The following is a 14975-nucleotide window of genomic DNA, read 5'->3' on the forward strand; positions in this document are numbered from 1 at the left end:
TTTAACGCTGCAGAGAGTTACTCTTCCAGATCACCACAGAAGCGGTAACCTTCGCCGTGAATGGTGGCGATGATTTCCGGCGTGTCCGGCGTGGATTCAAAGTGCTTGCGGATACGGCGGATGGTGACATCCACGGTGCGGTCATGCGGCTTCAGCTCGCGCCCGGTCATCTTCTTCAGCAGTTCGCCACGGGTCTGGATCTTGCCCGGGTTCTCACAGAAGTGCAGCATGGCGCGGAACTCGCTGCGCGGCAGCTTGTAGTGATCGCCCTGAGGGCTGATCAGCGAGCGGCTGTTGATGTCCAGCTCCCAGCCGTTGAAGCGGTAGCTCTCCACCAGGCGGCGCTCTTCACCGGTGCTCGCCAGGTTCATGGTACGGGAGAGCAGGTTGCGGGCGCGGATCGTCAGCTCACGCGGGTTGAACGGCTTGGTGATGTAATCATCCGCGCCGATCTCCAGGCCGAGGATCTTGTCCACTTCATTATCACGGCCGGTCAGGAACATCAGGGCGACACTCGCCTGTTCGCGAAGCTCACGGGCTAACAACAGGCCATTTTTCCCAGGCAGGTTGATATCCATGATAACGAGGTTGATGTCGTTTTCAGACAGGATCTGGTGCATCTCCGCACCGTCATTGGCCTCATAGACCAGGTAGCCTTCGGCCTCAAAAATGGTCTTTAACGTATTACGAGTGACCAACTCGTCTTCGACGATCAGGATTTGCGGGGTCTGCATGTTTGCTACCTAAAATTGCCAACAAATAGAAAATAGGAAGTACAGAAGTCTTTGTTCTCATGGAGCTGTCTGCGGCGATGACCGTCAACTCACCTTGCTACCCGACTAAAGTACGTAAATGTGTTCTTGATGCACTTTCCATCAACGTCAACAACAACGCCAGCCTGGTTGGGGAAGATACGCTAACAGCGCCAAGGGGACCAAAAGAGGCGCACATCCTAACCCCATTAACAGCAATATAACAGTGTGTATCGAATTTACCACCCATCAAAACTACGCTTTGTTGACATATATCAAGTTCAATTGTAGCACGTTAACAGATTGGTGATAAACACTTCGTAGAATGCCGGGTTTAGTCACAGTTTCCCGATTATTCATGCGCTTTTAATGCGGATTAATAGGGGCGATTAATATTAATTATCTATGAAAAAGATAAACTATATCCGTTTGATTTATAAAATAATCATCAGCATAAATAAACGCATGTTTTATCTTAAACATTTTTAATCATGAAACGCATTATTCCGCACTCTGCCCGCAGGAAATGGCCCCGCTGTTTATGTTAATGCACTGTAAAATTAGCGTAACTGGTCAGCATCACCCTGACAAGGTAAAGTAATGGGCGTTTCTCTCTTTCTAATCTGTTGAGCCTGCCATGCAACTGCATATTATTTTAGTCTCCCCCGCCCGTGCTGAAAATGTCGGCGCGGCAGCCCGCGCCATGAAGACCATGGGCTTCCATTCACTGCGTATTGTTGACAGCGATGCGCACCAGCGGCCGGAAGCGGGCTGGGTCGCCCACGGCTCCACGGAGATCCTGGAGAATGCGCAGCATTACCCGACGCTGGAGGCGGCGCTGGCGGACATCGACCTGACCATCGCCACCACGGCGCGCAGCCGCTCACACTACCACTACTATTGCACGCCGCAGGAACTTCAGGCGCAGCTTGAGGAGAAGCAGCACTGGGTTCACCATGCGGCGCTGGTGTTTGGCCGGGAGGATTCCGGGCTGACCAATGACGAGCTGGCGCTGGCCGACCTGCTGACCGGCGTGCCGATGCAGGCTGATTACCCGTCACTGAATCTGGGGCAGGCGGTGATGGTCTACTGTTACCAGCTTTCGGCCCTACACCAGCAGGCGCAGGCAGTGGTGCCCGCCGCGGAGCCGGGGCAGCTCGGCGCGTTGCGCAGCCGGGTTATGCAGCTGTTGCCGCAGCTGGCCTGCGAGGATGACCAGAAAATGGTCGCCTGGCTCAACCAGCGGCTGGGCAGTGTGTCGCAGCGCGACACCGCCATGCTGCACCGTTTGTTGCATGACATCGAAAAAAAACTCGCTGACTGAGCGCTGAGGATTCTACTGCCCCGCAGGGATCAGGCAGTGGGATCGTCTGTGTGCTCTCCTCTCATCATGCGATATGAGGGGGCAGGCGCGCTTTTGCAAAGCGTTCGCTCTGCGGGCCGCGTCGCGCTTCCCGGCATCGCCCGGAGAAATAATTTGACTTGAAAGGGCGATTGCTTTAGCTAATAGGGGAGACAGATAAATCGGACAGACAGACTCCATGCGACACATCAGCCTGAACACCACAATTATTACCACCACCGCTACCACAGGTAACGGGGCGGGCTGACGCGTACAGGAAAAACAAGAAAAAAGCCCGCACCTCACAGTGCGGGCTTTTTTTTCGGCATAAATTCAGGAGAAACCAGAAATGCGAGTGCTGAAATTTGGCGGGACCTCGGTAGCGAACGCGGAGCGCTTTTTACGCGTGGCCGATATTATGGAAAGCAACGCACGTCAGGGACAAGTCGCCACCGTCCTGTCTGCCCCGGCGAAGATCACCAACCACCTGGTGGCGATGGTGGAAAAAACGGTAGCCGGGCAGGATATTCAGCCAAACATCAGTGATGCCGAGGGTATTTTCTCCGAGCTGCTTGCCGGGCTGGCACAGGCACAGCCAGGGTTTGATCTGGCCGGGGTCAAAGCTTTTGTGGATCAGGAGATCGCCCAGCTGAAGCAGAAGCTGCACGGCATCGCCCTGCTGGGGCAGTGCCCCGACGGCGTGAACGCGTCGATTATCTGTCTGGGCGAGAAGCTCTCCATCGCCATCATGGAGGCGGTGTTCATCGCCAAAGGCTACCCGGTTACGGTGATTAACCCGGTTGAGAAGCTGCTGGCGCAGGGGCACTATCTGGAATCCACCGTGGACATCACCGAATCCACCCTGCGGATCTCCGCCGCCGCTATCCCCGCTGACCACATCATCCTGATGGCCGGGTTTACCGCCGGCAATGAGAAGGGCGAGCTGGTGGTGCTGGGGCGCAACGGCTCTGACTACTCGGCGGCGGTGCTGGCCGCCTGTCTGCGTGCCGACTGCTGCGAGATCTGGACGGATGTCGACGGCGTCTACACCTGCGACCCGCGCACCGTGCCGGATGCGCGGTTACTGAAGTCGATGTCCTACCAGGAGGCGATGGAGCTCTCCTACTTCGGGGCCAAAGTGCTGCACCCGCGCACCATCACGCCGATTGCCCAGTTCCAGATCCCGTGCCTGATCAAAAACACCGCCAACCCGCAGGCACCGGGCACGCTGATTGGCGGCGACAGCCATGACGAGGCCAACCCGGTCAAGGGCATCACCAACCTCAACAACATGGCGATGTTCAACGTCTCCGGGCCGGGGATGAAAGGCATGGTCGGCATGGCGGCGCGGGTCTTTGCCGTGATGTCCCGTGCCGGGATCTCCGTGGTGCTGATTACCCAGTCCTCCTCGGAATACAGCATCAGCTTCTGCGTGCCGCAGAGCGATATGGCGCGCACCCGCCACGCGCTGGAGGAGGAGTTTTATCTCGAGCTGAAAGATGGCCTGCTGGAGCCGCTGGATGTGATGGAGCGGCTGGCGGTGATCTCCGTGGTCGGCGACGGCATGCGCACCCTGCGCGGCATCTCCGCCAAGTTCTTCTCGGCGCTGGCACGGGCCAACATCAATATCGTGGCGATCGCCCAGGGCTCGTCTGAGCGCTCCATCTCGGTGGTGGTCAACAACGATGACGCCACCACCGGTGTGCGCGTCAGCCACCAGATGCTGTTCAATACCGATCAGGTGATCGAAGTGTTTGTGATCGGCGTGGGCGGGGTCGGCGGGGCGCTGATCGAACAGATCCACCGCCAGCAGGCCTGGCTGAAGCAGAAGCACATCGATTTGCGCGTCTGCGGCATTGCCAACTCCCGCGCAATGCTGACCAACGTACATGGCATCGCGCTGGAGAGCTGGCGTGATGAGCTGGGCGCTGCGCAGGAGAGTTTCAACCTTGGCCGGTTGATCCGGCTGGTGAAGGAGTACCACCTGCTGAACCCGGTAATTGTGGACTGCACCTCCAGCCAGGACGTGGCCGACCAGTACGCCGATTTCCTGGGCGACGGTTTCCACGTGGTGACGCCGAATAAAAAGGCCAACACCTCGTCGATGAACTACTACCACCAGTTGCGCAAAGCCGCACAGGGGTCACGCCGCAAATTCCTCTACGATACCAACGTCGGCGCGGGGCTGCCGGTAATCGAAAACCTGCAAAACCTGCTCAATGCAGGCGATGAGCTGACCCGTTTCTCCGGTATTCTCTCCGGCTCGCTCTCCTTTATCTTCGGCAAGCTGGACGAGGGCATGTCTCTCTCTGCGGCCACCTTGCAGGCAAAAGAGATGGGCTACACCGAGCCGGACCCGCGTGACGATCTCTCCGGCATGGACGTGGCGCGCAAGCTGCTGATTCTGGCACGCGAGGCGGGCTATACGCTGGAGCTGAATGAGATTGAGGTGGAGCCGGTGCTGCCTCCAACCTTCGACAGCCAGGGTGACGTGGCCACCTTCCTGCAACGCCTGCCCACGCTGGACGAGGCGTTCGCCCGCCGGGTGGCGGAGGCGCGTGACGCCGGGAAAGTGCTGCGTTACGTCGGGGCGATTGAAGAGGGGCGCTGCAAAGTGAAAATCGCGGCCGTTGACGGCAACGACCCATTGTTTAAAGTGAAGAACGGCGAAAATGCGCTGGCGTTCTACAGCCGTTACTACCAGCCGCTGCCGCTGGTGCTGCGCGGTTACGGCGCGGGGAACGACGTCACCGCCGCCGGTGTCTTTGCAGATCTTTTACGCACACTGTCATGGAAGTTGGGGGTTTAATATGGTTAAGGTGTATGCACCGGCGTCAATCGGTAACGTCAGCGTAGGTTTTGATGTGCTGGGTGCGGCCGTGTCACCGGTGGACGGCACCCTGCTGGGCGACTGCGTCAGCGTAGAGGCGGCCGCCACATTCAGTCTGCGTAATGAGGGGCGTTTCGTCAGCAAACTGCCGGATGACCCGAAAGAGAACATCGTCTACCAGTGCTGGCAGCGTTTCTGCCAGGCTGTGGGCCGGGAGATCCCGGTGGCGATGACGCTGGAAAAAAACATGCCCATCGGTTCCGGCCTCGGCTCCAGTGCCTGCTCGGTGGTCGCCGGGCTGATGGCGATGAACGAATTCTGTGACCGCCCGCTGGACGAAACCACCATGCTTTCCCTGATGGGCGAGCTGGAAGGGCGCATCTCCGGCAGCGTACATTATGACAACGTCGCGCCCTGCTACCTGGGCGGCCTGCAACTGATGCTGGAGGCGGACGGCATCATCAGCCAGCCGGTGCCGGCGTTTGATGACTGGTTCTGGGTGATGGCCTACCCGGGCATTAAAGTCTCTACCGCGGAGGCGCGCGCCATTCTGCCCGCGCAATACCGCCGCCAGGATTGCATCAGCCACGGGCGCTACCTGGCGGGCTTTATTCACGCCTGCCACACGCGCCAGCCGCTGCTGGCCGCCAAACTGATGAACGACGTGATCGCCGAACCTTACCGCACGCGCCTGCTGCCCGGCTTTGCTGAGGCACGCAAGGCCGCCGGTGACATCGGCGCGCTGGCCTGCGGGATCTCCGGTTCCGGCCCCACGCTGTTTGCCGTCTGCAATGAGGCCGCCACCGCGAAACGCATGGCGGAATGGCTGCAAAACCACTACCTGCAAAATGATGAAGGTTTTGTTCATATATGCCGTCTGGATACCACCGGCGCACGACAATTAGGATAAGACATGAAACTCTACAACCTGAAGGATCATAACGAACAAGTCAGCTTCGCCCAGGCGGTCAAGCAGGGGTTAGGCAAACAGCAGGGGCTGTTCTTCCCGCTGGAGCTGCCGGAATTCGAGCTGACGGAGATCGATCGCCTGCTGGAGCAGGATTTCGTGACCCGCAGCGCCCGCATCCTTTCTGCTTTTATTGGCGATGAGATCCCGGCTGACACGCTGGAAGAGCGGGTGCGTGCGGCCTTCACCTTCCCGGCCCCGGTGGTCAAGGTAGAAGAGGACATCGCCACGCTGGAGCTGTTCCACGGCCCGACGCTGGCATTCAAAGATTTCGGCGGCCGCTTTATGGCGCAGATGCTGGCGCTGGTCTCCGGCAACCAGCCGGTGACGATCCTGACCGCCACCTCCGGTGACACCGGTGCCGCCGTGGCCCATGCCTTCTACGGCATGGAAAACGTCCGCGTGGTGATCCTCTACCCGCAGGGCAAAATCAGCCCGTTGCAGGAGAAACTCTTCTGCACCCTGGGCGGCAATATCCATACCGTGGCAGTGGACGGTGACTTTGATGCCTGCCAGGCACTGGTCAAACAGGCGTTTGATGATGAAGCGCTGAAGCAGCAACTCGGTCTCAACTCCGCCAACTCCATCAACATCAGCCGTTTGCTGGCGCAGATCTGCTACTACTTCGAGGCGGTGGCCCAGTTGCCGCAAGAGGCGCGTAATCAGCTGGTGGTGTCAGTGCCGAGCGGCAACTTCGGTGACCTGACGGCCGGGCTGCTGGCGAAATCGCTGGGCCTGCCGGTCAAGCGCTTTATCGCCGCCACCAACGCCAACGACACCGTGCCGCGTTTCCTGCAAGCCGGTGCATGGCAGCCGCAAACCACCGTGGTTACCCTGGCGAACGCCATGGATGTCAGCCAGCCGAATAACTGGCCGCGGGTGGAAGAGCTGTTCCGCCGTAAAACCTGGCAGCTGAAAGATCTCGGCTTTGGCGCAGTCAATGATGAAACCACCCGGGAAACGATGCGTGAATTGGATCAGAAAGGTTACCTTTCTGAACCCCACGCCGCTATCGCCTACCGTTTATTACGCGATCAACTGCAGGAGGGGGAATTTGGCCTGTTCCTGGGGACGGCGCACCCGGCGAAATTCAAAGAGAGCGTAGAAGCGATTCTTGGTAAGGCGCTGGATTTGCCGGACGCGTTAGCCGCGCGCGCCGGGCTGCCTTTATTGTCACACACGCTGCCCGCTGACTACCTGAAAGTAAGAGAATTTTTACTGAATATTCCTGCATAAATTTCTCCTCCTCTCTTTTCGGAAAAAGGCCATTTTTTAATGGCCTTTTTTTATACGCAAAAATTATTCAGCTTTGCATGTAACAAACTTCTCAACTTTAAATCTTTTTAGGTGAGTTAGGCTAAGTTATTTTACCCGGAGAAGGATGTAGCGATATCTAAAGTGATAACGTGCCTAAAACGCTCATGAGGCAGCAATGAAAGAAAGACGTTCCCCGTTATTCGACTACAACCTTATCCGAATTATGGATGAGGTCATTGCCGCAGGGAGCGCGTCTAAAGCCGCAAAGCGTTTGAACCTTTCCACTTCTGCCGTGAGCCTTTCTCTGAGCCGGCTGCAAAAACATTTTGGGCAAGAGTTGTTCATTAGGACCGGCACCGGTCTCAAACCGACGCCCTCGGCATTGGAAATTAACCGTTCATTCAGGCAAGCTATTGATATAGTTGATAATATAATAGACGTCTATCAAAAGGAGGAGAGTCATTTAGATTTTTTGCGGATAACCGGATCAGATTTTATAGAGGCCTATTACCTCTCTCAGTTAATTGAGGAGGGCTATTTACAGATAAATAATCTCGTTTTTTATACCTCCACCCATCAAGATGAGTTTGAATTAACCGATAGCCTGCTGCAAAACAAAACCGACCTGGCGTTAACATTTATGCCACTTGTTCATGAGTCAATAATATCGGAGAAAATAGAAAGCTTGCAAAGATTTGTCGCCATTTGCCGCGACGACCATCTGCTGGATGCCGATAAAGCGATGACACTGGCCAACTATTATGCCCTGCCGCATGCGGCATTAAATGGGGAAGTGGCTGATATGGAGACCACTTTATTAGGCAGCCTTATGCATATAAACCATGAGTTCCGGGGAAAGCGCAAGATCGCTTATCGGTCTAACAGTTTCACCGGCATTATCAGCGCCATTGAAAAAAGCGAGATGATTGCCATTGTCCCGGCAGATATCGCCCATTTTCTGATTCATAAAGAGAAACGGAAGCTGAAGCAGATAAATCTTCCGCCCGAATTGGAACCGTACCCGGTTAATGTGTATGCCAACCATTATGTTAATTCTGCTTACCATTCTTCAATTGAAACCCTGCTTTCAAAATTAAAAGCCATTAAATAGTAGTTTAAGCCCTCATTAAATATTTCTCTTTTACCCCACCGTTAAAAAACACGAGAGAAATGACCTCTCCGGTTAATAACATGTTTAATCGCCATCGGGCTAACAGATAATTATTTTTATAGGCGTGTCACATATAAAAAGAGAGTGTGCGTGATTTGCCGCAGGGCAACCAGAAGCCTAGACTCCTTTTCAGCAAGTCAATCTCGTCTTATTCACGTTATGAGGGTTCGGTATGAACACAACAATGGTAGAAAACTTTGCTTTTATGGAATTTGAATTGCTGCTGGTTATTCTTATTATGGCGTCCTGGGGCGGCGTTATCCGTGTCCTGTTGCAAAAGGACAGCTTATCCAGAGAGCATCTGGCGCGCCGCTGTATTGCCCAGGTCATTATCTCCTGCTTCAGCGGCTTTATTCTGAGTGTGCTGGGTCTGGAGCGTGGCTTAAGCTCACACATGATTATCATGATGGCCGGGCTTGGCGGGGCATTTTCCGGGACGCTGTTAACGGCAGCCGGTGAACGCATTAAGAATATCATCGGTGGTAATGCAGTCGTGATTAAATAATCCCGGTATATACCTAACCAAAAAGGAGAACAGGACGTTCTCCTTTTTATCCCGGTTATATCAAGGCCACACGTGTTGTTATCCAGCCATAAATAAATGCCTCATTCTTCTCCCTTTTCTCCACCAATTCAAGGTAGTAATTTCCCTGGCTACAATTCAATGAGGTAATTAACGCATTCTCACCGTGCGGTGCCCTTTTTTTAAGGAAGCTTGTCAGCGCGGAGAGGGATTTTTTACCCAGCACCCCATCCACCGCAATATCGGCATAATATTTTTGTTGATTATTATAGGCATTCAGCCAGCGCTGTAGCCATTTTATCGGGAGGGCCGGCCCGGTATTGGTTCCCGTGTCACACAGCTCCAGGGCCAGGATCGGCGCAACGTCATGCACCTTGTCAAACCCCGGTTTCCGCCAGTAGTCATCCTCCAGAATCAGGTAGGCTTTCTCCTTAGAAAGATCTTTCATATCACCCATATAGCCATGCTTACGGGCAACCTGTTCAGTGATACCCCAGCAGGTTGGGCCACCCATATCATGGGGGTGATCAACATAATGCCCTTCTTTTTCCATAATGCTATTAATCACAGGATTGGTAAACATGAGGATTCCCCTTGTTCATACTCTGCTAATACAGGAAGAAAAGGGTGCCGAGCGCAATTAAAAAGAGAATCAGGGCACCACTTGTCAGATAAAGGCCCTTACGGTGATAAACCATTTCCGGCGCCTTTTCTATTTTCTCTATCTGCACCGTATCATTGACCCGTATACCTGAGCGCGGGACGGTAATAAAAAAGTCATCCAGTCCCAGGGTTTTGAGATCTTTGCGGATTAAATAGAGTGTTTGGGTCAGGCTGGCATCGCTGGCAAATTGGCTGCGTTTCCCCCAGAGCGCCTGAGAAAGCGATGACTTTTCAATCACGTCTTCATTCGCATGTTCAATGATATAGCTGAGGCAACGTGCCCGCATGGACGTGAGCTTTATAATGACATCACTGTCCACTAATTTCAGTTCTTTAGCATTCTCATTGAAAATACACATCTTATTCAGAAGATAGTTGCTCATCATATTAAGCTCTCTTATGTGTTGCGTTCATTGCTGGAACGGATGGACTTTTAAAAGAGTAATTGCGTTTGCACAATAATCTAGTTCTGAGATGGATAAAACATTGTCGTTTATTTTATTCTGTGGAGCACTTCAATAAAAACCACCCTTTTTGAATTTTGCTAAAAACCCTTTTGAGTTTTACTCAAATTATATTTTTTGAGCGTAATTTATCGCGATAATTATGTATTTGGCCGTAACATAATATGTCAGCCTAAGAACAGGAAAATTAATGTTTCCTTCTTCCGGGACAGGTAAATGATGTGGGGAGAACGCGGCCCGGCAATGAAGGGAAGGGCATTTTCCTTTTCTCAATACATAGAGGGATCTTTATTATCTGGGTAAGTGATTCTTCACATAATAATTTTGATGTGGTGTGATTTGTTTTCGTGGCGGTCAGGGCGAAAAATAACGTCCACAGCGAAATGCTGTTTGATGTTTTCTCACACCACATAAGGTAAATAAAATGGCGACAAGTAAACTTATTCAAGCTGATGACCTGACTGAGCAGTCCTATAAGATGGATGGTTTTGATCCGGCAACGGAAACGGTGAAATACAGCACCACCTCTGCGCGGGTTACTAAACCCGTTTACAACAAATATAACACCGCGAATAAACCTAAAGTCTTTGGTTATTATACGGACTGGTCACAGTATGACGGCCGGTTACAGAGCGGTGGTTCCACCGGGATTGAAGCGCGCGGTCGCGGGTATGATTTAGCGAATGTTTCCCCTACGGCTTATGACAAAATTATTTTAGGTTTTCTGGGTATTGTTGGGGATCAGGGAGAAAAACAACAAACCGTGGCTAATGCCGCGCAGCAGGCCAATAAAAAAGAGAATGAAGTGACTTTCCTTGACCCGTGGGGTGATTTCGCATCATCCACCAACTGCGGCCTGGATAATCCGGGCTGGGTCGAGCTTTCTCTTTCCTCACTGACACAGGCCAATGCCAAAGGGGTTGTCGGCGGCCTGCGCGATCTGCAGAAAAAAGCCAAAGCACAGGGCCATAACCTGGTGCTTTCTTTGAGCATCGGCGGCTGGACGCTGAGTAACGGTTTCCACAATATGGCGAAAACCGCCGCAGGCCGCAGCGCCTTTGCCAAAAGCACCGCCGGTTTGTTCAAACGCTTCCCGATGTTCAGTGAAGTGGACCTTGACTGGGAGTACCCGAACAACATCGGGAACAACAACCCGCACGGCCCGGAAGACGGGGAAAACTATGCGCTGCTGATCGCCGAGCTGACAAAAGAGTTTGCGGCGATCAACCGCAAGGACATCAAAATCAGTATCGCCTGTTCCGCCGTGCCCAGCACCCTGGAGCACAGCAACATCAAAGGCCTGCTGGCGGCCGGCCTTTATGGCCTGAACGTCATGACCTATGACTTCTTCGGGACGCCGTGGGCCGAAACGCTCGCTCACCATACCAACCTGCATGCGCTGGAGAAAGACGGCTGGGGCGTGGATACCGCCGTGGATTACCTGATTTCACAAGGGGTGCCGCGCGATCGCATCAACGTGGGCTATGCCGCTTATACCCGTAACGGCCAGAACACGGAGATCGAGAGCTTCTCCCCGCTGAAAGGGAGCTATAAGCCGACCGAGGGCGAAAAAACCACCGGTACCTTTGAGAGCGGCACCACGGAATGGTATGACCTGATCAATAACTACATCGATCTGGAAAACCAGAAAGGGCGCAACGGCTTTAACGTCTACACCGATCAGGTGGCAGATGCTGATTATCTCTATAACCCACAAAGCAAACTCTTCCTGTCATGCGAAACCCCGCGCTCAGTAAAAGCCAAGGGTGAATATGTGGCAGAGAAAGGGCTGGGCGGGCTGTTCACCTGGACCATCGACCAGGATAACGGCGTGCTGGTCAACGCGGCCCGTGAAGGCCTGGGTTGCAGCATCAGCAAAAAAGTGATCGACATGTCCCCGTTCTATTTTGAGGGCATCAACGTCAGCGGCACCGTACCGGATGAACCGGCTGCGGAAGAAGAAGAGGCCGGTGCTGAGAACCGTGCGCCGGTAGCCGCGATCGACCTTCAGGTTGTGGGCGGCTCGAAAGTGCGCCTGAGTGGTGCCGGTTCTCACGATCCGGATGATGATGAGATCAGCTACCTGTGGACAGTGCCGGCCGCGATCGCCGTGGCGGACAAAACCGCCTCAAGCCTGGAATTCACCGTTCCGGACGTGGTGAGCGAAGCCAGCTTCACCTTCTCGCTGGCAGTGACCGACAGCAAAAACGCCAGCTCCACGCTGGAAACCTTTGTGCTGACGGTGATTGCCGCCAGTGAAGAAGATTACGCTGACAACGAGCACGAAGAAGAGGAAGAGCCTGCCGGGACGCCGGAAGAGCCGGAAGAACCTGTCGCACCGGCCGGTGATACGCCTCACCCGCTGTGGGAAAAAGCCAAAATCTACACCGGCGGGGAAACCGTCAGCTGGAAAGGCACCAACTACCAGGCCTCCTGGTGGACCCAGGGTGACGAGCCGGGTACCGAGCAAGGCACCGGCGCGGGCCGCCCGTGGGTGGCGAAAGGCACCTACTAAACGTATACCGTTATACGTACATCTTCAGCCGGGCATCTGCCCGGCTTTTTCTTTCTATTTCGCATCCTGCTGGGCGCGGGTAAACACATACTCATTGCCCTGGGAACGCGCCTCGTCAAAGCGGTAACCTTCCAGGTCAAACGCTTTAAGCTGCTCCGGCTGTGTCAGTTGCCGGGTAATAATGAAGCGGCTCATCAAACCACGCGCTTTTTTGGCATAAAAACTGATCACTTTATAACTGCCGTTTTTCTCATCCAGGAACACCGGCTTCACCAGTTCCGCCTGAAGCTGTTTAGGTTTCACCGCGCGGAAATACTCATCAGAGGCGAGGTTCACTACGACATTGTCCCCCTGGGCGGCCACCGCTTCGTTCAGGGCATCGGTGATGATCGTTCCCCAGAATGCGTAGAGATCCTTGCCGCGCGGGTTGTCCAGCTTCGTGCCCATCTCCAGCCGGTAAGGCTGCATCAAATCCAGCGGGCGCAGCAGGCCATAGAGGCCGGAAAGCATCCGCAGGTGCTGCTGGGCAAAATCGAAATCCTGTTCGCTGAAGCTGTGCGCTTCCAGCCCGGTATAGACATCGCCTTTAAACGCCAGCAGCGCCTGGCGGGCGTTGTCGGGCGTGAAGTCCGGCGTCCAGTGTTGAAAACGCCCGGCGTTGAGGTCAGCGAGTTTGTCACTGATGCTCATCAGGCTGGCGATCTGCGGCGGGGTAAGCGCCCGGCAACGTTCCATCAGCTGCTGGCTGTGGTCCAGCAGCAGGGGCTGCGTATAGCGGCGGGTCGCCAGCGGGCTTTCGTAATCCAGCGTTTTGGCCGGGGAGATAATCATCAACATAACGCGGTGTCCTCTGTTTTTCAGGCGCTACTTTACCAAATGCCCGGTAAAAAAGGGGCGATGAGTTTGATAGGGCAGACCGGCTCAGCGCTCCTGCTCCCAGATGCCCGGCGTAAGCTGCTTGTGCAAGGCCGGGTAATGGGCCGCATTGAACACCGGCTCCCGGCCGATCCGGCGCTGGCGGTGATAATCTTTGATAACGATGAGCGCCACCCCGGAGAGCAGCAGCAGCGCCGTCAGGTTGGTGAGGGTCATCAGCGCCGTGGCGATGCTCGCCAGCGGGTAGATCCACCCGGTGTCCCAGAGGATGCCGGCCGCCGTCGCCAGCAGCACCAGCGTGCGCAGCAGGGCCAGCCCCACCGGGCGGTGGCGGGTCAGGAACAGCAGGTTATTTTCGGCATAGGCGTAGTTGGCCAGCATGGCGGTAAAGGCGAACAGGAACACCACCAGCGTGACCATCGGGCTGCCCCACAGGCCGGAAAAGGCGGCAAACGCCTCCGGCGTCAGGGTGATGCCGTGCGACAACGTCTCCCGGCCGGGTGAGCCGGCCAGCAGCATAATCAGCGCCGTGGCGCTGGAGATCATCACCGTGTCTATCACCACACCGAGCATCTGCACATACCCCTGGGAAACCGGGTGCGGCGGCACCGCCTGGGCGGAAGCCGCGGCATTGGGCGCAGACCCGAGCCCCGCCTCATTGGAGAACATGCCGCGCTGGGCACCCTGGGTTATCGCCTGTGAGATGCCGTACCCCATCGCCCCGGCCGCTGCCTGCTCGGCACCGAACGCGCCGCGGAACACCGCGAGGAACACCCCGGGCAGGGCGGAGAGGTGGGTCGCCATCGCCCAGCCGGTCAGGGCCAGGTAGAGCAGCAGGATCAGCGGCACCAGCACGGCACAGCAGCGGGCGATGCGCGGCAGCCCGCCCGCCAGCACCACACCCCCCAGCGCCACCACCCCCAGCGCCAGCAGCAGGGGAGGGCAGTGCAGGGCATAACGGTTAGCGGCGGCCATGACATTGGCCTGCAAAGTGTTAAACGCAAAACCAAAGGCGAAGATCAGCAGCAGGGCGAACATCACCCCCATCCAGCGCATCCCCAGCCCTTTCTCCATATAACAGGCGGGGCCGCCGCGAAGATGGCCGCGGCTGTCGCGGGTGTGGTAAAGCTGGGCCAGGGTGCTCTCCACCAGCGCGGTGATCATGCTCAGCCAGGTCATGGCCCACATCCAGAAAATGGCACCCGGCCCGCCGGTGTTAATAGCCACCGCCACCCCGGCCAGGTTACCGGCCCCGACGCGCGCCGCCAGCGTCAGGCAGAGCGCCTGCCAGGCAGAGAGGCTGCCGGGCCGGGAGACGCGGGCGCGCTTCAGCACGCGGGCCATCTCCGGCAGGTGGCGCAGCGGCAGGCCGCGGGTACGGTAAGTAAAGTAGAGACCGGCCCCGATCAGCAGATAGATAAGAATGGAATCCCAAAGCAGGGCATTAAGAAACTCCATCAGTTCTGTCATGAAAAACCTCGTTGACGGCCCCCGGCAGGCAGGGGGCCGATGACCACCCTGCTGCCCGGCCGTGGTGTGAACCTGACATTCAGCGCGACTTTACCATGAAGCGCGCGGTGCTGCCTGTCAGAACGATTGGCCCGATCTGCTTGAA

14 protein-coding genes and 1 other annotated feature are annotated in these 14975 nt (G+C 55.7%); of the genes, 9 read left to right on the forward strand and 5 right to left on the reverse strand.

The genetic code is table 11. The features are described from left to right. Positions 1-17 precede the first annotated feature (17 nt). Positions 18-734: a two-component system response regulator ArcA gene (gene arcA / locus CYR32_RS05420; protein WP_072928659.1), complete on the reverse strand. Its 717-nt coding sequence runs from the start codon at positions 732-734 to the stop codon at positions 18-20. A 77-nt stretch (positions 735-811) separates the two neighbouring features. Here arcA and yjjY point away from each other — a divergent pair, with 77 nt between their 5' ends. The 8 genes from yjjY to CYR32_RS05460 all read left to right on the forward strand — a co-directional run bounded on the left by yjjY (position 812) and on the right by CYR32_RS05460 (position 8824). Continuing rightward, positions 812-976: a YjjY family protein gene (gene yjjY / locus CYR32_RS22070; RefSeq protein ID WP_420912821.1), complete on the forward strand. Its 165-nt coding sequence runs from the start codon at positions 812-814 to the stop codon at positions 974-976. Between the two features lie 413 nt (positions 977-1389). Then, positions 1390-2076: a tRNA/rRNA methyltransferase gene (locus CYR32_RS05430; RefSeq protein WP_101823379.1), complete on the forward strand. Its 687-nt coding sequence runs from the start codon at positions 1390-1392 to the stop codon at positions 2074-2076. Between the two features lie 217 nt (positions 2077-2293). Further along, positions 2294-2362 (forward strand): thr operon leader peptide, encoded by a 69-nt coding sequence (thrL, locus tag CYR32_RS05435; RefSeq protein ID WP_101823541.1) that lies wholly within the window; start codon positions 2294-2296, stop codon positions 2360-2362. After that, positions 2301-2418: a sequence feature (Thr leader region), on the forward strand. Its footprint overlaps the gene before it by 62 nt. Before the next feature lie 25 nt (positions 2419-2443). Beyond that, positions 2444-4903: a bifunctional aspartate kinase/homoserine dehydrogenase I gene (gene thrA, locus CYR32_RS05440; RefSeq protein ID WP_101823380.1), complete on the forward strand. Its 2460-nt coding sequence runs from the start codon at positions 2444-2446 to the stop codon at positions 4901-4903. Position 4904: 1 nt separating this feature from the next. Further along, positions 4905-5834 carry a homoserine kinase gene (thrB, locus tag CYR32_RS05445; protein ID WP_072928662.1) on the forward strand — a complete coding sequence of 310 codons (930 nt, stop codon included), beginning with the start codon at positions 4905-4907 and terminating at the stop codon, positions 5832-5834. 3 nt (positions 5835-5837) lie between these two features. Continuing rightward, a complete protein-coding gene (thrC, locus tag CYR32_RS05450) occupies positions 5838-7127 on the forward strand; it encodes a threonine synthase (protein WP_101823381.1) in 1290 nt (429 codons plus the stop codon). Between the two features lie 196 nt (positions 7128-7323). Continuing rightward, positions 7324-8259 carry a LysR family transcriptional regulator gene (locus CYR32_RS05455; protein WP_101823382.1) on the forward strand — a complete coding sequence of 312 codons (936 nt, stop codon included), beginning with the start codon at positions 7324-7326 and terminating at the stop codon, positions 8257-8259. Positions 8260-8491: 232 nt separating this feature from the next. Continuing rightward, on the forward strand, positions 8492-8824 hold the full coding sequence (locus CYR32_RS05460; protein WP_101823383.1) for a phage holin family protein: 333 nt from the start codon (positions 8492-8494) through the stop codon (positions 8822-8824). Positions 8825-8879: 55 nt separating this feature from the next. Here CYR32_RS05460 and CYR32_RS05465 read toward each other — a convergent pair whose 3' ends face one another. Both CYR32_RS05465 and CYR32_RS05470 read right to left on the reverse strand, forming a co-directional pair. Beyond that, entirely contained in the window at positions 8880-9425 is a 546-nt protein-coding gene (locus tag CYR32_RS05465) for a glycoside hydrolase family 108 protein (protein WP_101823384.1), read from the reverse strand. Between the two features lie 25 nt (positions 9426-9450). Continuing rightward, positions 9451-9891: a winged helix-turn-helix domain-containing protein gene (locus CYR32_RS05470; protein WP_101823385.1), complete on the reverse strand. Its 441-nt coding sequence runs from the start codon at positions 9889-9891 to the stop codon at positions 9451-9453. 502 nt (positions 9892-10393) lie between these two features. Between CYR32_RS05470 and CYR32_RS05475 the strand changes: the two genes are divergently transcribed. After that, positions 10394-12484 (forward strand): glycoside hydrolase family 18 protein, encoded by a 2091-nt coding sequence (locus CYR32_RS05475; protein WP_101823386.1) that lies wholly within the window; start codon positions 10394-10396, stop codon positions 12482-12484. A gap of 54 nt (positions 12485-12538) precedes the next feature. Here the strand turns inward: CYR32_RS05475 and yaaA are convergent, their stop codons facing one another. Together yaaA and CYR32_RS05485 are read right to left on the reverse strand one after the other, a co-directional pair. After that, complete coding sequence (gene yaaA, locus CYR32_RS05480; RefSeq protein WP_101823387.1) at positions 12539-13321, reverse strand: peroxide stress protein YaaA; 783 nt, start codon at positions 13319-13321, stop codon at positions 12539-12541. An 84-nt stretch (positions 13322-13405) separates the two neighbouring features. Then, entirely contained in the window at positions 13406-14830 is a 1425-nt protein-coding gene (locus tag CYR32_RS05485; protein ID WP_101823388.1) for an alanine/glycine:cation symporter family protein, read from the reverse strand. Positions 14831-14975 lie beyond the last annotated feature (145 nt).

This window comes from Chimaeribacter coloradensis (assembly GCF_002858715.1).
Classification (GTDB): Bacteria; Pseudomonadota; Gammaproteobacteria; order Enterobacterales; family Enterobacteriaceae; genus Chimaeribacter; species Chimaeribacter coloradensis.